At 44.6% G+C, this 19649-nt stretch carries 16 protein-coding genes and 1 pseudogene; 7 read left to right on the plus strand and 10 right to left on the minus strand.

The genetic code is table 11. From position 1 onward, the window contains the following. Nucleotides 1-70: 70 nt before the first annotated feature. A complete protein-coding gene (locus HCZ42_RS09560) occupies nt 71-1069 on the minus strand; it encodes a substrate-binding domain-containing protein (RefSeq protein WP_167420482.1) in 999 nt (332 codons plus the stop codon). A gap of 429 nt (nt 1070-1498) precedes the next feature. Between HCZ42_RS09560 and HCZ42_RS09565 the strand changes: the two genes are divergently transcribed. Beyond that, entirely contained in the window at nt 1499-3403 is a 1905-nt protein-coding gene (locus HCZ42_RS09565) for a bifunctional metallophosphatase/5'-nucleotidase (RefSeq protein ID WP_167420483.1), read from the plus strand. A 73-nt stretch (nt 3404-3476) separates the two neighbouring features. Here HCZ42_RS09565 and HCZ42_RS09570 read toward each other — a convergent pair whose 3' ends face one another. Further along, the gene (locus tag HCZ42_RS09570; RefSeq protein WP_167420484.1) at nt 3477-4148 is read right to left on the minus strand and encodes a type 1 glutamine amidotransferase domain-containing protein; all 672 of its coding nucleotides are present in this window, start codon (nt 4146-4148) and stop codon (nt 3477-3479) included. A 119-nt stretch (nt 4149-4267) separates the two neighbouring features. Between HCZ42_RS09570 and HCZ42_RS09575 the strand changes: the two genes are divergently transcribed. From HCZ42_RS09575 to HCZ42_RS09585, 3 genes are all read left to right on the plus strand, one after another. Further along, complete coding sequence (locus HCZ42_RS09575) at nt 4268-5152, plus strand: LysR family transcriptional regulator (protein WP_167420485.1); 885 nt, start codon at nt 4268-4270, stop codon at nt 5150-5152. A 215-nt stretch (nt 5153-5367) separates the two neighbouring features. Continuing rightward, a complete protein-coding gene (locus HCZ42_RS09580) occupies nt 5368-7173 on the plus strand; it encodes a cation:proton antiporter (RefSeq protein WP_167420486.1) in 1806 nt (601 codons plus the stop codon). A gap of 146 nt (nt 7174-7319) precedes the next feature. After that, nucleotides 7320-7946: an START domain-containing protein gene (locus tag HCZ42_RS09585; RefSeq protein ID WP_439848993.1), complete on the plus strand. Its 627-nt coding sequence runs from the start codon at nt 7320-7322 to the stop codon at nt 7944-7946. A 121-nt stretch (nt 7947-8067) separates the two neighbouring features. Here HCZ42_RS09585 and HCZ42_RS09590 read toward each other — a convergent pair whose 3' ends face one another. Further along, complete coding sequence (locus tag HCZ42_RS09590) at nt 8068-8277, minus strand: DUF2798 domain-containing protein (protein ID WP_167420488.1); 210 nt, start codon at nt 8275-8277, stop codon at nt 8068-8070. 107 nt (nt 8278-8384) lie between these two features. On the opposite strand from HCZ42_RS09590, the gene HCZ42_RS09595 reads away from it, so the two are divergent. Beyond that, the gene (locus HCZ42_RS09595) at nt 8385-9266 is read left to right on the plus strand and encodes a LysR family transcriptional regulator (protein WP_167420489.1); all 882 of its coding nucleotides are present in this window, start codon (nt 8385-8387) and stop codon (nt 9264-9266) included. A gap of 35 nt (nt 9267-9301) precedes the next feature. Here the strand turns inward: HCZ42_RS09595 and HCZ42_RS09600 are convergent. Then, nucleotides 9302-9790: pseudogene (locus tag HCZ42_RS09600) on the minus strand (tryptophan--tRNA ligase); the annotation flags it as partial. A gap of 485 nt (nt 9791-10275) precedes the next feature. Here HCZ42_RS09600 and HCZ42_RS09605 point away from each other — a divergent pair. After that, nucleotides 10276-12450 carry an AAA family ATPase gene (locus HCZ42_RS09605; protein WP_167420490.1) on the plus strand — a complete coding sequence of 725 codons (2175 nt, stop codon included), beginning with the start codon at nt 10276-10278 and terminating at the stop codon, nt 12448-12450. Nucleotides 12451-12633: 183 nt separating this feature from the next. Here the strand turns inward: HCZ42_RS09605 and HCZ42_RS09610 are convergent, their stop codons facing one another. Both HCZ42_RS09610 and HCZ42_RS09615 read right to left on the minus strand, forming a co-directional pair. Next, the gene (locus HCZ42_RS09610; protein ID WP_000022951.1) at nt 12634-12885 is read right to left on the minus strand and encodes a hypothetical protein; all 252 of its coding nucleotides are present in this window, start codon (nt 12883-12885) and stop codon (nt 12634-12636) included. A 256-nt stretch (nt 12886-13141) separates the two neighbouring features. After that, a complete protein-coding gene (locus tag HCZ42_RS09615) occupies nt 13142-13957 on the minus strand; it encodes an AraC family transcriptional regulator (RefSeq protein ID WP_167420491.1) in 816 nt (271 codons plus the stop codon). 102 nt (nt 13958-14059) lie between these two features. Between HCZ42_RS09615 and HCZ42_RS09620 the strand changes: the two genes are divergently transcribed. Next, complete coding sequence (locus HCZ42_RS09620) at nt 14060-14866, plus strand: sulfite exporter TauE/SafE family protein (RefSeq protein WP_167420523.1); 807 nt, start codon at nt 14060-14062, stop codon at nt 14864-14866. Nucleotides 14867-14868: 2 nt separating this feature from the next. Here HCZ42_RS09620 and HCZ42_RS09625 read toward each other — a convergent pair whose 3' ends face one another. Genes HCZ42_RS09625 through HCZ42_RS09640 form a run of 4 tightly spaced genes read right to left on the minus strand, consistent with a single transcriptional unit; the run spans nt 14869 to nt 19579 of the window. Continuing rightward, on the minus strand, nt 14869-16011 hold the full coding sequence (locus HCZ42_RS09625; RefSeq protein WP_167420492.1) for an ABC transporter permease: 1143 nt from the start codon (nt 16009-16011) through the stop codon (nt 14869-14871). Next, entirely contained in the window at nt 16008-17168 is a 1161-nt protein-coding gene (locus tag HCZ42_RS09630) for an ABC transporter permease (protein ID WP_167420493.1), read from the minus strand. The genes HCZ42_RS09625 and HCZ42_RS09630 overlap by 4 nt, the downstream gene beginning before the upstream one ends. An 11-nt stretch (nt 17169-17179) precedes the next feature. Next, entirely contained in the window at nt 17180-18157 is a 978-nt protein-coding gene (locus HCZ42_RS09635) for an HlyD family secretion protein (protein ID WP_167420494.1), read from the minus strand. Nucleotides 18158-18166: 9 nt separating this feature from the next. Then, nucleotides 18167-19579, minus strand: coding sequence for a TolC family protein (locus tag HCZ42_RS09640; RefSeq protein WP_167420495.1), 1413 nt, complete (start codon nt 19577-19579; stop codon nt 18167-18169). Between the last annotated feature and the right edge of the window lie 70 nt (nt 19580-19649).

Consider the following 19649-nt stretch of genomic DNA (forward strand, 5'->3'; position numbering starts at 1 on the left):
AAGCCCGCGACGTATGTAGCGGGCTTTTTGTATTAATAGTTGTGTATTTGAGGCAAAGTTGTATTGATAGTTAAGCACGAGAAACGGAATGTCGGCTTATTAACGTTGGACTATAAATCGCGGTTTCATTTTCGAGTTCTTCGCCACGAGACAAACTCAGTGCCAAACGTGCTGCTCGCTCCGCCATCATCTCAATCGGATAACGAACCGTCGTTAGGCTTGGGGTGACATAACGTGCAATTAAGCCGTCATCAAATCCGACAATCGAGACTTTCTCGGGTACATCAATTCCGTTTTGGTTTAATGTCGCCATTGCACCAGCCGCCATGTAGTCGTTATAGGCGACTACGCCAGTTATCTCGACCGATTTCGTAAGCAGGTTAGTCATCGCGACTTCACCACCGTCACTGTTTGGTTCACCGTACTCGATGTAACTCTTCGTCAGTTCAATACCGTTGTCCAACAAAGCGGCTTGATAGCCTTGCAGACGTGCGTGGGTATCTTCAATTTGGTGAGATGAGGCAATACAAGCGATTTTGCGATGCCCTTGGCGGATCAAATGCTCCGTCGCCAAGTACGCGCCTTTTTTGTTGTCCAAGGATATGCAGCGCTCTGCAATCTGCGGAATATGACGATTGATCAGCACTAAGCCTTTGACTTCTTTCGCGTATTCAATCAGTTCTTCGTCAGGCAAGCCTTTAGAGTGGACGATGATCGCTTCGCAACGGCTGTTTATTAGTAGCTCCAGTGCCTGACGCTCGTCATCTGGATTGTGGTAACCGTTACCAATCAAAATGTGTTTGCCGTTCTCACGTGCAACGTTATCAACTGACTTTATCAAGGTGCCAAAGAAGGGGTCAGAGACATCACCGACTAAAACGCCCATTGTATTGGTACTCTGGCTGACGAGCGCGCGAGCGGCCGCATTCGGTCTGTACCCGAGCTTACTCATTGCTTTGGTTACGGACTCAATTGAAGAGCGACTTGCTTTGGGAGATTTATTGATCACGCGAGATACTGTTGCGACAGAAACGCCTGCTTCTTTCGCAACATCCTTGATCGTTGCCATTTTGAACCTTCACTGACTCGATTTATCAACTTAATAATGTATTAAACCTTGTTTATGTAATGAGTGCAATTGAACGCATCACTTGCTCTCCAAAGTTAGATATTTACCACTTGTTTTTAATAGGATTAATGGTGGTGTAAACGTTTACTTTTAGTGACGTGTTATGTGGGATTTAGCGATGGAAACTATCACTTATTTCGGCTTTGGCAAACTTGGGACTCGTACTGGGAAAATGACTAAGGTGATTAGCTAACCGACGCATCAGCGAACAAATTACGGCGATTATCTGAATGCTATTTGTGAGTCTTATCTCTCAAATATATGCAACATCATGTTAATGGGTTGTTTAAAGAGGAACTCGATCACAAATAGAGCTTTAATTCTAAAATGGTATTCATTCGATTTACCTACAACAGAATGAATAACAATATGAAAAAGAACCTCCTCTCTAGCGCAATCCTACTATCACTAGCGCTGCCTACATGGGCGGCTGACGGTGATATTCATCAAGTCACCGTACTGGGTACCTCAGACCTACACGGGCATTTTATGCCTTGGGACTACGCAGCTGACAAGCTCAATATGCGTGGTAGCCTGAGCCAGATAGCCACCAAAGTACAAGAAATCCGTCAGCAACAACCGAATACTATCTTGGTAGACGCAGGCGACACCATTCAGGGCAATTTCGTTGAGACATTTAAGGACGAGCCTGTAGATCCAATGATGCTTGGCTTTAATCAAATGAAATACGATGTTTGGGTGCTGGGTAACCATGAGTTCGATTTCGGCTTGAATGTCTTAAACCGTTCTCTTAGCCAGTTTAAAGGCCAGTCGTTAGGTGGCAACATCAAACGCCCAGATGGCAATCCTTTCTTACCGGGTTATACCGTACTCGAGAGAAATGGCATTAAGATTGGTGTGATTGGTATGGATACACCAATGACGCAAGTTTTTGCAGAAGGTACTAATCGTCTCGAAGGGGTTACTTTTACCAATCCAACCCTAGAAGTGAAAAAGCTGATTACCGAGATTGATGATAAAGTCGATGCGATTGTGCTTGTCGCTCATATGGGATTAGATAACGAGAATGACATTGCGGATACTGGCGTGAGTGACATCGCCAACTCAAACCCAGAGTTAGATGCAATTGTTGCGGGTCACATGCATACTCGCATTGATAAAGCGGTGATCAACGGTGTTATCGTGACCGAACCGGATAAATACGGTCGTGCGCTATCAAGAATTGACCTCCAATTCGAGGAACGCGATGGCAAGTTCACCCTCATCAACAAAGACAGCTTTACCTATAAGATAAATGGCATTGACTCTGATAAGACGATGGAAAGCCTCTATCAGCCGTATCACAAGCGTTTACGTGACATGGCCAACCGCGAAGTGGCTGAGTTAAAAGGCGTCGACCTCGTTCCTGAAAATGAAATTCGCGGCATTCCACAAGTCCACATTCAAGACACTGGCATCAGTGCGCTGTTCCAAGAAGCGAGCTTCTATTATGCGCCGAAAGCGAACGTTATCGCTCTGCAAATCGACAATGACAACGCCGAGTTGGACGTTGGCCCGATTAAAGCAAAAGACATTGCCTACAATTATCAATATGCGGGTGGTGAAATCACGGTTTACCAGATGACAGGCAAAGAGCTGAAAACTTATATGGAGTGGTCGGCTGGCTATTTTAACTCTGTAAAACCAGGCGATGTCACATACAGCTTTGATCCTGAAAGACGCGCGTCAAAATACTCGACCAATGACTTCTTTGCTGGCGCCACTTACACCATCGATCTGACGCAACCGAAAGGAAAGCGAATCACTGATCTCAAATTTGCTGACGGAACACCGGTGCAAGATGACAGTGAAATCCGCATTGGCATGAACAGCTACCGAATGGGTCACTTAACCAAAAAAGGTGGTGTGTTAGAAGGGCGCAACTTCCCAGTCCTATTTGATACCGAAGCGGAATACGGTGAAGAGCAGGGCACCATTCGCAACTTAACCATCCGTTATTTAACTGAGGTGAAAGACGGTGTCTATATTGGTAAACCTATGCAGCGCTGGCAGCTTAAAGGACTAGAAGACAATTATGCTAAGCAGCGTGATGTGGTTAAGCAGTTGATCAACGACGGCAAGTTTGATGTACCAAGCAGTGCAGATGGGCGCTACAGTAACATTGGGTCGATTAATGTTAAGCCGCTGTTGTTTGCTTCAGATAAAGACAAGCAGCAAGCGATCGCGCTTCGCAATGAAAAGCTAAAGGACGCGAGTGATGCAGAGAAAGTGACACTAGAGCGCGAGTTAATTCTAATCGACGCACTGAACTGATTTTTCTGCTTATTCTCTATCAAACGTAAAAGGCTTGGATCATTCCAAGCCTTTTCTGTTAGTGCGGATATAACTATGACAGCAAATCTACCAGTGCTTTACCAACGCCGTGAGCACTTGCTGGGTTTTGACCAGTAATAACGCGCTCGTCAACAATCACAAACTCTTGCCATGGCTGAACTTTGTTATAGCGAGCCGCGCTACGCGTTAGCGACTCTTCTAGCAAAAACGGAATGTCGTTGATGGTGTTAAAATCAATTTCTTCTTCGCGGGTAAAGCCTGTCACCGACTTAGAAGCCAACAGTTTCTCTCCATTGCTTAGCGTGATGGGTAGCAACGCACCAGGACCATGGCAGACTGCCGCAATCACACCGCCGTTTTCGTAATGCTTAGCGGCGATACGAGCAAACTCTTCATTGCTCGACAAATCTGACAGCAAGCCGAAGCCGCCTGGATAGAAAATCGCATCATAATCTTCGCCATTAACCTGCGAAACAGGAATCGTGTTGTTGACACGGTTTAAGAAATCATCGTTTGTCAAAATGCTCGCGTTGACGGCATCTCCCTCAATGTCTGTGCCGTACAGTGGAGCTTTACCACCTTGGATAGAGGCGATGTCATACTCAAAGCCTGCAGCAAGAAGCTCGTTGAGCGCATGGGTAAGTTCTGGTGCGTAAGTCCCGTTCGCTTGATCGGTATCGCCAAGAGTCGCGTGGTTAGTCACCGGGATTAGTACTCGTTTCATAACGCTTTCCTTTTTGTTCTGACTTGTCTTTGTTGTATGCATCAATACTAAACTTAAACTAAATGAGTGATAATACGGCTTATACGCAAAACATTATTGCTATTTAGCAAAGGTGAGGCATGGACAGTTTTGAAGGTATCAATGAGTTTGTTGCTGTCGCAGAAAGTCACGGATTTTCTGCCGCGGCGAAGCAACTTGGGTGCAGTACCAGTCACGTTAGTCGTCAAATATCACGGCTAGAAGATAGAGTCGGCGTCGCGTTATTTGCCCGTTCGACGCGTATGGTCACCTTGACAGAAGCAGGTCAAGCGTACTACCAACACTGCAAGGATTTAGTAGTAGGGCTTCAACAAGCTAACGAGCAGATCACATCACAACAAACCCAGCTAAGCGGCACGTTGCGCGTCAGTGCGGCCGGTGCGTTTGCCGAGAACTATGTCGCGCCCGCTCTAATGGAGTTTTGCAAAGCACACCCAAACCTCAGTGTGGAAATGAACTTCAATACGCGAATGGTTAACTTCATTGAAGACGGCATTGATTTCGCGATTCGCTACGGACGACTCAACGACTCTGGTCTGATCGCGAGAAAGCTGGTGGATAGACCAATGGCAGCGGCGGCCAGTCAGGGTTACATTGAACAGTTTGGTCTCCCAACACATCCAGAACAACTGAAACATCATAGCTGTATTATCGCGAACAATGATCATTGGTTGTTTGAAAAAGACGGCATGCCGCTAAACGAGGTGCGAGTTCACGGGCGCTGGCGTAGCAATAGCTCAAGCGCGGTGATTAAAGCGTGTGAAGAGGGGCTTGGCATTGCTTATCAGCCCAAAAGCAGTTACAACGGCGCGCTGAATGATGGTCGACTCGTTCCTGTGCTAGAGGACTATTGGGGAAGTGGCACTAGCAGTTGGATTGTTTACCAAAACCGACGATTTTTGCCTTTACGAGTTAGGCTCGCGATTGACTTCTTAGTTGCCCATTTTTCTGATTGGAGCGAATAGCAGAGATTGCGAGTTACTGTTTTAGGTTAGGTTCCGTCTAGACAGAGTTTGTGGAAGTATCAAATTTGACCATAGTTGTAATGATAAAATCGCAAACTAGTGATTAAAATTTCAAAGCGAGTAACCGCTTCGCTAATGTAATACCGATAAATAAAAATACTTGTATTAGATTCAATAGATACATGCTCTCAACTAAATAACTTGCGAGATACAAAATGCATGAGGAAATGATTGGCTTAACTTTGGCCGCGCTTGGTGTGGTCGGCTTAATGTGCCAATGGTTGGCTTGGAGATTAAAACTTCCAGCCATTTTATTGTTATTGATTGCTGGTTTGGCGATCGGACCATTTACTGGCCTGTTTGAACCTAACGCGCTGTTTGGTGAACTACTGTTTCCTCTCATTTCGTTAGCGGTCGCGGTGATCCTGTTCGAAGGCAGTTTGACCCTCAACTTTAAAGAGATCAAAGAAGTCAGCAGAACAGTACAAAGTATTGTCACGCTAGGTGCACTCGTGACTTGGGTGATCACCAGTTGTGCGACTCATTATATTCTCGGCTTTGATTGGCCACTGGCTTGGCTATTCGGCAGTATGACGGTCGTGACTGGCCCAACCGTGATTGTGCCTTTGCTGCGCACTGTTCGACCTAAAGCAAAACTCGCCAATATACTGCGCTGGGAAGGGATCTTGATTGACCCAATTGGCGCGCTGTTTGTCGTCATCGTGTATGAGTTCATTGTCTCGAACAGCAAAGCGCACAGCTTTGAAGTATTCGGCATTATCATCGTCGTCGGTTTCTTGATTGGCGCAGCCGCAGGACAGTTTATTGCTGTGGTATTACGCCGCCAAATGTTGCCAGAGTACCTGCAGCCCTTTGCGGTGTTGGCAGTAGTACTTGGCGTATTTGCTGGCTCGAACGCGATTGAATCTGAAGCGGGACTTTTGGCAGTTACTGTAATGGGTATGTGGCTTGCTAACGCCAAAGAGGTTGATATTAAACATATTCTCCACTTCAAAGAGAACCTGACGATCTTGCTGATCTCAGGCTTGTTCTTACTGCTTGCATCTCGTATCACGGTAGATGATTTCCACGCACTAGGATGGGGCGCTGCGCTGCTGTTTGTCGTGATTCAAATGATTGCGCGTCCGGCGTCGATCTTTATTTCTACTTTACGCAGCAACTTGAGCTTTAAGGAAAAAGCGTTTCTCGCCTGGGTGGCACCTCGCGGCATTGTTGCGGCGGCGATTTCATCACTGTTTGCCATTAAGCTCACCCAAGCCAACGTAGAAGGGGCGCAGTTGCTGGTTCCTCTGACGTTCATGGTGATCATCGGCACTGTTGTATTGCAGAGTATTTCCGCCAGACCAATCGCGTTGATGTTGGATGTGGCTGAGCCATCACCACGCGGTGTGATGATTGTCGGTGCAAACGATGTGGCGCGCGCCGTCGGATTAGCGATAAAGAAATACGACTGCCGTGTTGTGGTCACAGACTCGAACTGGGATTACATCAAACAAGCAAGGATGTCTGGGCTAGAAACCTATTACGGCAATCCGATGTCGAGTCACGCAGACGAGTATCTGGATTTAATTGGTATTGGTAAGGTGATGGCGATGACGCCAGATAAGCATTTAAACGTCACCGCGGGGATGCGTTTTATTAACGAGTTTGGCGAGCAAAACGTATACAGCTTAAACGGCAATACAAGCGGTGGTGATAAGCATATTACGGCGGAAGAGCATCACGGAAAAATCCTGTTCTCAGAGCCAGTAAGCTACAAAAAGCTAGCAAGTCTAATCAACCAAGGCGCAGAAGTTAAGCATACCAAAATTAGCGAAGCATTCAGTTTTGAAGACTATCAAAACCAATACAAAAGCGCGTTACTGCTGCCGCTGTTTATTGTCGATGCGCGCAATAAAGTTCGCATCTTCAGTACTTCAAACCAGCCAGAAATTACGGCGGGCTCAACGGTGGTTGCATTGGTGAAAGAGAACGAGAGCAAAGAAAGCGCGGCCAGTTAAGGTAAGCAAATAAAGGTATTGGTTCGCCTAATATAGCGTTCAAAAGGCTTGGAGTGTCCAAGCCTTTTCTGTATCCAAAGCGCTAAGTTGTATAAGCTTAAATCAGGAATACTTTTACGAGCAATTGAGTGATGACGAGCTTACGGATGAGTGTGCTTATAGCGGCTGCATTATTATCAACGACCGTGTGGGCACAAGAGAGCGACTACTGGCAATTTGATAGCGACAATGACGGGATAACCATCTACACGCGAGAACACAAAGACGGCTTAGTAGAGATTCGAGCTCGGATGTTCACGCCAACCAGCTATGGCGGATTTTTAACGTTATTGGAAGACAGTGACAATATCCCCAACTGGATTGATAACGCCAGTCACAGTCGCGTTTTGCAGCAGATTTCCGCGACAGAGAACATCGTCTATACCCAATTTTCAGCACCGTGGCCAGCTAGAGACCGTGACATGGTCACGTACTCCAAATATTCAGTTGATGAGTTTGGGTTCACGTTAGCCATTAAAGCAGCGCCGGAGTCCGTTATGGCTGAGCAAAACGGCTATATTCGTATCCGTTCAGTCGATGCTACTTGGGTATTACAAAAACTCACCAACGGCACCACATTAATCGAGTACAAAGCCTTTGCTGACCCGGGAGGCTTGCTTCCCAACTGGTTAATGAACAAACTCTCGAAACAGAGTGCTAGAGCTACCTTTCACAACCTGCGCGAGCAACTACCCAAGTATCAGCAATATACGCATCCACAAATCGATGAGTAGGGCGACGGTTTTCGTTCTAAAGCTCAACAGTGAATTTAGAACATCAGAAAGGCGAAGATGCTCGGTTTCTAACTGTCGCACCTTCAGCAAGGGACAATTCCCCCTTGCTGAAGATTAATGCTTATGGAAGCACTTTCTTGGTTATCGTCTGTGCCAAAGGCGCGGTAAAGAAAGAGATTACTGCCGCCGCTGGCCACGCTAACAGGAAAGCATGCCCCCATAACTGAAGAAAATTGGGAGTGCTCCCCAAATTTATGTAAGTCACCCATAACGTCATCAGTGACGACAGAAAAAAAGACATGATAACGGTAAACAAAATTCGTTGTTTCATATGTAAGCCTGTGAAGTTGCTGAACGGTCTTTAATCACTATATTGAAGTTTATTTATGAGTTCTATGTGTTAAATTGGGTCTTTAAAGCCCATATATGGTGTCAAAAGTGCACGACAATATTTCTCTGTTTGTCGCTGTCGTTGAAGCGGGGAGCTTTAAGTCAGCGAGCCATCATTTAAATATCCCTTCGTCGACAATTGGGAGACGCGTTAAAGCGTTAGAAGAGGAGTTTGCCTGTAAGTTATTGAACAGAAATAGCCATACTTTTGAAATGACCAGAGAAGGCAGAAAGTTATATGAAAACGCTCGTTTTCACGTTAATTCTATCGACTCTATCGTCAGCGAACTCTTAGACGAAGTATCTGGAAACAAAGGACATATTAAGCTTTTGGCGCCCACCAATTTGGTTGCCAGTTGCCTGCATCAGCCAATATCTGGCTACTTAAAAGAAAACCCAGAGATTGAGTTGGAATTGGTACTCAATAATGCGCTTACGAACTTTTACTCATCAAACGCTGACTTAGCGATTCGTGTGGGAAAACAAGAAGATTCAGATTTAACACAACTCAAAATCGGAACAATCAAAACTGTGCTTGTTGCGAGTCCAAAGTATCTTGAGTCTGTCGACGCGCTCCAAGCGCCTCAACACCTAGAAAAGTGTAGTGTTGTTGTCTCTGAGTCACTGAGGATTTGGGAACTGTCTCAGAGCTCAAACTTATCGAATAAGGTGACTTATCACCTTGCGAAGCAACGAATAAAACTCAATGATCTGCATGTCGCAAAGCAGCTAGCCTTGAATGGTTTGGGAATTACATTACTACCGCTAACTGAGGTGAGAGCCGAACTTGAACAAGGGCAATTGGTCAGGGTACTACCCGAATGGCAAGGTAAAGATCGTGACGTTTATATTATCTGGTATCGGAGGCAGCTTCTTAGTACGAGAGCTTCAAAGTTTGTCGATTACCTAAAAGACAATATTATTTTCTAGTGTTTACGCTGGTGAGATAATCTTTCTCACGATCTCATTGGTAATTGATCATCACCAACCGGAACCAAGGTTGCGTTGAAGCCCGTGATATCGGCTGCCTGAGAGATGGGGTAGGTTAAAAAACCAGCAGGAATAGAACGTTCAAAGCCTTTGTTTTGAACCTCATTTTTGACCGTGGGATTTCTTTCTAAACGGCTGATGCTGACTAGGTTGCTGTAATACATAGTCAGTTCCGCAAGGGCAGGTAGTTGTGATTGAAGACAAATCGTCGTTTTCAAAGGGTTGATGCCAACAGCCAGATAATCAGCGACCACATTAAGAATATTTGAGGAGACTTTTTTCGGGTTATGGGCGTTGTCAGTAAGACCTTGCATATCAGCAACGAGAATGGTTTGTTCGTGGATTTCTTGTAGCGCGACTCGTTGCTCTAAAGAACCAACATAATGACCGAGATGCAGCGGACCTGTTGCTCTATCGCCAGTCAAAATAATTTCAGGTTTGTCTGTAGGTTGCTTGGTGTTCATGGGGATATCTCCTAGTTAAAACAGATCGCTACTGGAGATATAAAGAGATTACAGTCTTAGCTACCTTCCAGCAGCTAAAGAATGTAAGAATTCAGTGCCGCTCTATTTAGAGCGCCACCAAAAGAAGAATGATGTAGTCGTTGGGATATATTTCATCCAGCCAATCTAACAACAATGATCTAGAAACTCAACCTGTTGCTTAGTGAGATTTGTTTTGTGGCGCTGGTATGAAAGGGCCTATAGACACGGATTTGGACAGAAGTGTGTTAGTGATTTTGCAAACTTAGCAATTCATGGATTAATTCAAGTCTATAAAATTTCCATAAGAAAACGACAAAACCCGCCACATCAACAACCTTACAACCTATTGATATAAAATAGTGACATTATGCCCTTGCGCACATATAGACTGAGCAAAAAAAAGTACGATGTAGTTTAACATGAGCCATCTGTTCAGTGCTTTAGGTATGTTTAGGGAGAATTCAGTGAATAAATTGATGGTCAGTATGACCAACTGTTATGGTATCAGGAGCCTGTCCCAAGAGTTTGACTTTACTCAAGCTCGAGCGAATCTAATCTACGCCCCAAATGGGGTAATGAAGACATCACTATCGAATACATTTTCAAAATTGTCGAATGGTCAAGAACCAGAAGAAAAACTATATAACCGTCAGCCTACATATGAGGTTACTATTGATGGTGAACCAATAAAACAAGATGAGATTTTAGTGATTGAGCCATTCAATCCATCGTTTGATGCAAAAAATTTGTCAACATTATTGGTTAATGCAGATAAGAAACAACGCTACGACTCACTGTATAAATCAATCCTTGATGCGAAAAAGTCTCTAATAATTGAACTTAATAAACTCTCAAAAATTAAAAAAGATGATATCGAGTCGTTACTTTGTGTAGATGTTGGATTTGATGATATTTTCGAATCTATAAGGTGGTTACAGTCAAGCGAACTAGCTAACACAGATTATAGAGAATTGCAGTATAAACAAATATTTGATGAAAAAGTTATATCATTACTTAGTGAAGAAAACGTATTAGAGAGTATTGCTGAATATATAAGCAGATACAACGAACTAGTGTCTAATTCTAGTTTATTCAAGACGGGGGTCTTCAATCCATCAAAAGCCACAACAATTTCATCATCCTTAAAAAAGGAAAGTTTCTTCGAAGCAGATCATAAAGTTATTCTTAATGGTCGAGAAGATGTAATCGATAACCACCAAGAATTCGATGAGATATTCGAGGCCGAGAAAACAGAGCTGCTATCGGATGAAAGGTTGAGAAACATCAATCAGAAATTATTAACTGGTGTTGCTTCTGTAAAAACATTTCAAACGATTCTAGAAGAGCACCCAGAATTGGCCGTTGATTTAGCGGATGTCGGTCTGTTTAAAAAAATTATCTGGTGTACATATTACTCTGAGAAGAAAGAGCGATTTGATAGCTTGCTTTCTTTGTTTGATGAAAACAAAGAAGAGTTAGAAAGTATAGAAAATGAAGCGAAACTGGAAGAGACAATATGGTATGAAGCGGCTGAAACTTTTAAGGAAAGGTTCCATGTCCCCTTTTCACTGGATATTGAAGACCACACGAATACAATCTTGGGAACAAAAGCTCCAAATATCGTTTTCAATTTTACTAATGATAATGGCGAAAATGTGCAGTTCAACAGAGGACAACTAACATCACTAGATGTGCTGTCAATCGGTGAACGAAGAGCTATGTATCTTCTGTATGTAATCTTTGAATTCAAAGCTAGACAAGCTAGAGGTCAAAGGACGATTATAATTGTTGACGATATAGCGGACTCATTTGATTATAAAAACAAGTATGCAATTATTGAGTACCTCAAGGAAATAGCAGAAGAAGAGTTGTTTAGAATGCTAGTGTTAACACACAACTTTGACTTTTATAGAACATTCCAGAGTAGGGTACTAACTGAGCGCTCTAAGCGTTCAACCTCTTATATTGTTCAAAAAGAACTCGATGAGTCTATTTCTCTATTAAAAGGTGGTGATAATTACGTATCAAGCCCTTTTGATGTTTGGCGAAGAAATTTCTCGAATAATCCTTCAATAATCGTTGCGATGATCCCATTCGTGAGAAACTTGATAGAGTACAAAGAAGGAACATCCTCTGATGATTACATGCTGCTTACTTCTCTATTGCATATTAAAGATAACACTCGTGATTTACGTCTTTCTCACTTAGAAACAGTAATAGCATCATCAATTAATAACACATCATTCAGTTCGGATATCGATAAAGACAAGCTGGTGCTTGATTTTATTTATGAGACTGCGAACAACCTTTGTACTAACCCAGTAATTGATGAAATCAGGTTGGAAAACAAGGTAACATTATCTGTTGGTATTCGGCTTAAAGCTGAAGAGTTTTTATGGTCTAAAATATCTAACAAATCTGCTATTCGTGGAGTTCAAACTGGTATTCTGTATGATCGATATATCTCTGAATTTGGAACTTCAACAGAGTTTAAAGAAATAAAAAGTATTTTAGGGCAAGTGATACTTATGACACCCGAAAACATTCATATAAATTCATTCATGTATGAACCACTAATGGATCTTTCTGTACACCATCTGGTCGATTTGTATCGAGCTGTTAGTAATTTGGTTCCTTAGTTATAAGGTCCTCGTTTTTGCAAAGAACAATGAGTAGACATTAAACTACTACTAGCTAGTTTGTGAACGAACTTTGCTCTGAGTGATAATGAGGTAACTTAATCAAAACCATTTCACGCTAAACTAACTAATAAACGTTGAACATTTATTAGTTAGTTTTGGCCTCATTATATGTATATGAACTTACACTTCAACAGCCCAACGAGGCTGAAATGAATTTTGAGTTTCTTCAACTGAAATGATGTTTGAAACAAATAGGTTTCTCGTACCGCCCTTCCTGATGTCATAGCAAAAGAATTTTTCTGTCCCTGCTGTGATTCTATAACTATATGGCTCAGCTTCTCTTGTTTCAACAGAACCATCTTTTTCTCTGGCAGTGATCATGATTGTGTGAAGATTCTGACCTGCGGAGTGAATCGTATCTTTAATGCTCATTTTACTTTCCTTATTTTGCATAGCGATTATTAGTAAACTAATTACATATTCTATTGTTAGAAAAAGCAGGTCAATTTTTGTCAATAGAAACGTGCCCTACATCATCGTCTAAGAAACTTGGGGGCAAAAGCGTGTTTGCTATGACCCGCGTCTGCACACCGCTGGAAATAAATGAGTTGGGGTCTGCGTTCTTATTTGTCTGTATTAGATTCGTAAATGCATAACCAAAGCACGAACCCAGATATGCTATTGGCAGTTATATACCGCGGTTCGAAAAGTAACGCGTGGGTGACTCACCGTAGACACGACGAAACATCGCGATAAAGTTACTTGGCGTTGAATAGCCTAGAGCATAGGCGACATCTCCAATTGATTCTCCGCGCGCCATCATTTCTAACGCATGGATTAGCAGTATCTGTTGGCGCCATTCATTAAAACTCATGTTCAACTCATTTCGAATTAACCTTCTTAACGTTCGAGATGAGATGGCTCCTATACGGGCCCAATGCTCGACAGAGTTTTTACTGTTTGGCTCAACTAAAATCGCTTGAGTTACCTTTTGTAGCCTTGGGTCTTTAGGTAATGGGAAATAAAGTGATTCGTGAGGGCTGTTGCAAATTTCATCAGAGATAACGGCAAGTACACGTAAATACTGCGCAGATAGTTCTTCCGTTTTGCTCCAAGTGGACGCCCTGTTAGATAGGACTTTCAAGACATCACTCATTTCAATCACGCAAGGTTTTGTTGGAAACTGATTACAGCTCTCGGGAGTGAATAGTAATGATCGACCTTTGAGAGAACCACAAAAATACACACTGTGCATCGCGCTTGGAGGTATCCATCCCGCACGGTGAGGCGGTAGTATCCAGGTTCCTTCATCCGTTTTAACTTGTATCAGCCCTTCATCGATACACAGAAGCTGGCCTCGATGATGTTTGTGCCAATTATGCGGCCGTTGATCCAAATGACTGAAGTCACTCCGTTCATGTTGCCATTCTTTGACTATTAACGCTGCGCCATTTTCCCATTCACTGTAATCACAGTTTGTCGTTTTCTCTGCGTGTTTCAACATTGGCCACTATTCATTATTTTCTGTCCTTTTAACGTTACCATGACAAGTTAGCTTTCGAGTAACATTTTCGCAACTAACATCTTTATCGAAGGCAGAACCATGATGAACGAACCTATCTTTGTCTTTTATTACATTACAGCAGGCTTGGGGATTGGCTTTCTCGCAGGGCTCGTTGGCGTTGGAGGAGGAGGAATGGCTGTTCCTATTTTTGCGTTTCTGTTTTCAATGCAAGGAATAGCGGATACGGAAGTCGTTCACCTAGCACTAGGGACATCGATGGCTTCGATGATCATTACCACACTGGGTAGTATGCGCGCTCACTACAAAAGAAAGAATGTTGACTCAATCATGGTCATAAGAATGTTGAGCGGGGTTCTAGTCGGGACATTTTGCGCGACGTTCTTAGCGTCTTATTTACAGGGTGTCTATCTAGCCGGATTTTTCAGCGTATTCATGTTGTATGTTGCTTATAAGATGTTTCGAAACACAGAGCATGAGTACAACCCAAATCCACATGGAGCTATCGGCAATATCACCGTTGGGTCAGTGATTGGTTCCATTTCAGCGCTTGTCTCTATAAGCGGCGCGGGCTTAATTATCCCTTATCTTGTTCAGCAAAATTTTGAGGTAAAACGCGCTATTGGCACATCCGCTGCGATAGGTTTCCCTATCGCGCTGTCTGGAAGCCTCGGTTACATGTTCAATGGTTGGGAGAATACAGACTGGAGCAACTTAGTTTTAGGATACATATACCTTCCAGCAATGATTAGCTTCTCTGTTAGCAGTTACTTGACGACTAGCCTTGGTGTTCGCTGCGCTGAGTATTTCCCAAGTAAAATACTTAAGAAGATAGTAGGCATTCTGTGCGTTCTGCTAAGTTTTAAAATGTTGCTACAAGTAGTAAATTGAGACTATTTTCTAAAGTCTTTGCTTAAACTTCTTCTAAATGCGAGATAAGAAAATCCGCTCCACACAACCGCCAACACCCAAAGTTGAAGATAACCTTCGCGGATTTGTGTCCAGTCTGCGCCCATTTGATTTAGTGCTAAGAAGCTTTGGATTGCTGGCGTGCTTGGGAACAGTTGTGACAACCAGACGATAGGTGACGGGATCATCTCCACTGGCCAGATGAAACCTGCACTGAAGATCAGTGGCATAGAGCTAATCAATACCACCAAGGTAACCAACTCTCGTCTTGGCGTGACGGAACCAATCCAGATACCGATCGCGCATGAGCTGATAAAAAACGGCAACATTAACGTTAAAAGCTCACCCGCGTGAGCGAGTTGGTTGACGCCGTGCATGGTAAAGCTTGCGCCAAAGTAATACATGCTCAGCAGGTAATAGATAACGATCAGAACGGCAAAACGTACCGCAAGCAATTGAGCTGGTGGTACGTTGCGCCAATAGCCTTTACCAAGCTTTTGGCTGCCGACCATCAAGCCTGCGGCCATTGCCAGCGTTTGCTGTAGAATCAACACAAATACCGCAGGGACAACGTAATCAACGTAACCCATACGCGGGTTAAAGGTTGGTTTCAAGTTGAGCTTGGTTGCCGAGTACTGCTCAGCCGCTAAAGCGAGTGGTTGACCATCTAGCACTAACTTGCTTACGGTGGTTTGCGCCGCCAAAGTTCCGCCGGCTTTCGCCAAACCTTCGACGATCGTGCCGTAAACCAAAAAGTAAGACGCATCACCGGCGTAAGCGAGAGTAGGGCTTTTGCCCAACAAAATGTCTTTATAGAAGTGCTCAGGAATAACCAAAATACCGCTGATTTCACCGCTTAAGAATGCGTTCCGCGCCTGTTCTATGGTGTGGTCGCGTCTGACTATTTTCACTTGTGGTGTCGCATCCACCATTCGCTCGAGTTTGAAACTGGTCTGGCTCATATCCAAATTCACCACGCTGATCAGTTGCTCTCTTGGCGTTTGATTGGTGTAGGGTAACGGATACAAAAACGAGTAAAACACGACGCCACCAAACACCGTGAGCACTACAACGGGGTTCGTCAGTAGCGCTTTAAGTTCTGCTTTGAGGAGTTTAAAAAGACTCATACTAACTCCTTAGTCGCAGCGGAATGATCGTTTTTGAGGTGTTTATGAATCAGCAAGATACAGAGTAACAATGGCAACAAGTAACCGAACATTGGCAACAAGTGAGCAAGCGATTGATGCCAGCTCAGCCCATAACTGACTTGGCTTACTTGTACCTCAATGTAGTGGCTGACAGGCAGCAAGCTGCGCCACCACTGAGCAAGGCTGTTCATGTCGGTGACAGGGAAAGTGATGCCCATAAAAGCAAAGCTTGGCGCGGTAAAAGCGCCAGCAAAACTCATTGCGCGCGCTGGGTCTAGCGTGAGTAAAAAGAACAGACTGCCCATAATCATGCAGGCGAGAATCGTGACCCATTGAGCAAAAACGATAACCGCAAAGCTACCGTTCATCGGCCATTCGAAGCCCAAATAGAACCAAAGCAAAAATGCAAAACCTTGTAGCGCGAATACAGTGGTATAGGGCAAAAGCGTGTAAAGCACCGATGAGATAGGTCTAGAGCCAAACCAATGGTTCAGGCCTTTGTCTCTGTGATTGGCGGCTAATATCAGAATCGTACTCACCACGACAATGATCTGCCACAGCGCGGGAACAATCGCAGAAAGTAAAAACTGTGCGTAGTTGGAGTTCTTGTTAAACAGCGGCGTGATTTGCGTTCTAACGGGCACGGCTTGTCCCATCGCAGATAGCCATGTCGCGTCACCTTTTGCCAAATGTCCGATGGTGCTTAACTGAGCGTTAAACGTTGCCTGTGCTTGGGTAAACGCAGAACTGAGCAACTTGCCAACCAAGATCATTTGGCTGTTGTAATAAACGCTAACTTGCGGCGTAAACTGCTTATAGATGTCTTGGTCAAACTGAGTTGGGATAACCGCGTACGCGTAAATATCACCTCGAACCAATGCCTCTTTTGCTTGTGAAACATCAGAATATTGCGCGTGTACCTGCATGGTGGAAGTGGCATCGTAGTAGCGAATCAACTGCTGCGAGAGCGTGCCCGGTGTTAAGTTCACCACGCCTATTGGCAAGTCTCGGGCGATTCCTTGTGAGAACACCGCCCAAATCATCACCGCTAAAGTGACCGGAACCCAAGTTAAACTGGATAACAGCCATTTATCGCGGCGAATGATCGCTACTTGTGAGGTAATAAGTTCACGCATTACACGGCCAACTAGTTAAGTTCAACGGCTAAGCTCATGCCCATTCTCAAACCCTCGACAGGTTGAGTAGGGTGGGCTTCCACTTCAAAGGTGCGTAGGTCAAATCCTTGTGATGCATCGGTAGAACGCCAAGTGGCAAAATCACCCATTACCGCGACATGCGTTACTTTGAATGTCACGTTTTTATCGAGCGCGGGTAAGTAAGCGTCAAACGTAGAATCTTTGTTGAAGTGTTTTAGGTAATCTTCGCGCACGTTCAATACCGCCCAAGAATCTTGGGTATCAATCACAGTGACAACGGGGAAGCCTTGTGGTGCAAGCTCGCCACTGCGCAGCAACACTTGCGAGACTTCGCCGTTGAACCAACTCTTGATTGAAGTATCTTTCGCGTAGGCTTCCACTTCTGCTACTGCGCCAGCAGCCATGCGGGCTTTTTCTGCTGCCGCGACTTTGGTCTCGTTGCGCGCGCCTTCTTTGGCCATTTCATACATCTGTTGCGCCGCGCTTTCGGTGTATTTTGCGGCGTCCCATTGGGTTTTCGCTTCGTCACGTTTTTGTTCTGCAATCACGCCATCTTTGTACAGGTTATTTACGCGAAGGTAGGTTTTCTCCATCAGCGCCGCCGCGGCTTTGGCTTTCAACCATTGATCTTTGGCCGCTTGAACTTGCTGAGTTCGAGCGCCTTTTTCGGCTTCTAATGCCAAAGCTCCTGCGGCTTTTTCTCCAGCTTTCGCCTGCTCCAGTTTGGCTTCAATCTCTGGGCTGTGCAGAGTAAAGATCAATTGTCCTTCTTCAATCACATCCCCTTTGCGCACCAAGACCTGATCGATTCTGCCCGGTACTTTGGAAGAGATGCTGTATTGCTGAGATTCAATTTGCCCTTGCAGACGAATCGGTTTTGGCTGATATGCTTGATAGAAGCTATATCCGACCCAAGATGTCAGAGCTAACGCGGCTGCAGTAAGTACGAGTGGTTTAGCGGTTTTCATCTTAGATCCTTATTTGCTCGAAATCGTGATTGCGTTGTGTTGATACTGGCTAAAGGCGTCCATTTCGCTGGAAAGAGCCAGCAATTTGGATAAAGAAAGTAAGTAGTTAAAGCTCGCCGCCGCTTTCTGTGTTTGAACTCGCGCAACGTACAGTTGGGCGTCAACAACGTCAGTTGAAGTCGATAGCCCCTGCGAAAAGGCTTTTTGACGCAACTTGAGGTTTTCTTCTGCTAGCAGAATTGATGACTCAAGCCCCTGAACTTCTTCTTGTGCTTGCTGGGCTTCAAGATAGGTTTTTTGTACCAGTACACTTAGGTCTTGTTTGGCTTGCGCTTTGAGGTATTTCACTTGTGACACGGCGCTGTGTGCCGCACGTACTTGGTCAGTCCGGCCGCTCGATTCAATAAGCGGAATATTCACGCCAACGCCAACTAACCAGTCAGGTTTCATCTGGCTGGCAAGCGAGTCATCTTCATATAGGCTGTAATCACCGTATAAGTACACTTCAGGGTAGTATTTGCCTTTCTCTGCTTTGATAAGGCTGGTGGCTTGCTGCTCTTTGGCGTCCAACAAGTCTAGGCCCGGATAGGTGTCCAGCGTTCTCTGCGTAAACACGTCTAAAGGTGGTAGAGATGTGTTGATAAACAATGAATCCGCTGGCTCAACGGTTGAGTTTTGATTGAGGATCTGAGTCAGCGCCGCAGTGGCGATCTCCAAACTTTTCTCTGCTTTTTTACGTTCGATGGTCGCTTGATCCAGTGCGGAATCGGCTTGCAGGCGTTCTACGCGAGCGATTTGTCCTTGTTGCTCTAACTTGACGGCATCATCGCGGTGTTTGGTGAGCCCTTGCTCGACCAAGCGACGGGTTCGAACCACTTCTTGGGCAAGCAGAACGGAAAAGTAGTATTTACTGAGGTCTTCAAAGCGCGCTTGTGTTTCCATCGCTAGCTCGCTTTGTGCTTGCGCCTTTTTGCCTTCAGCGGCGGATTGCGCGGCATTGATTCGACCACCCGTAAATAACGGCCAGATAGCGCGAATGGATGAGCTGAAGATGTCGCGTTCAGTGATGGTTGAAGTGGTCGCGGCTGCGCCGGCCAACAGTTGAGAAAGTCCCGGAATCGGCACAGCACTTAAATCAGGAAGAGTACCGCCAGTACTGTCAAAAAGCTGTTTGCCTGAGACAGTAATATCTTCATCTAATCGGGTGTAGTTTGCGCCAATAGTAATTGATGGAAGGTTGAGATTGTCGGTGGCGTTTTGCAAGTGCTGATAACGTTCAACATTGGAACGCTGTGCGGCGAGTGAGTTGTTTTCTTGCTGCAAAACTTGCCAAGCCTGCTCGAAACTTATCGCCGCTCCTTGGGTTAGTGGAGCGTATATTCCTAAGCAACCGATCAGCAAAGCAATAGGGCGCATCGACATAAGGATGTTCTCTAACTGTAAAAATTAGAGTATATGCTCTATCAATGTGGCGAGCAATAATGCGATGGTA

Source organism: Vibrio hepatarius (genome assembly GCF_011806575.1).
GTDB lineage: Bacteria > Pseudomonadota > Gammaproteobacteria > Enterobacterales > Vibrionaceae > Vibrio > Vibrio hepatarius_A.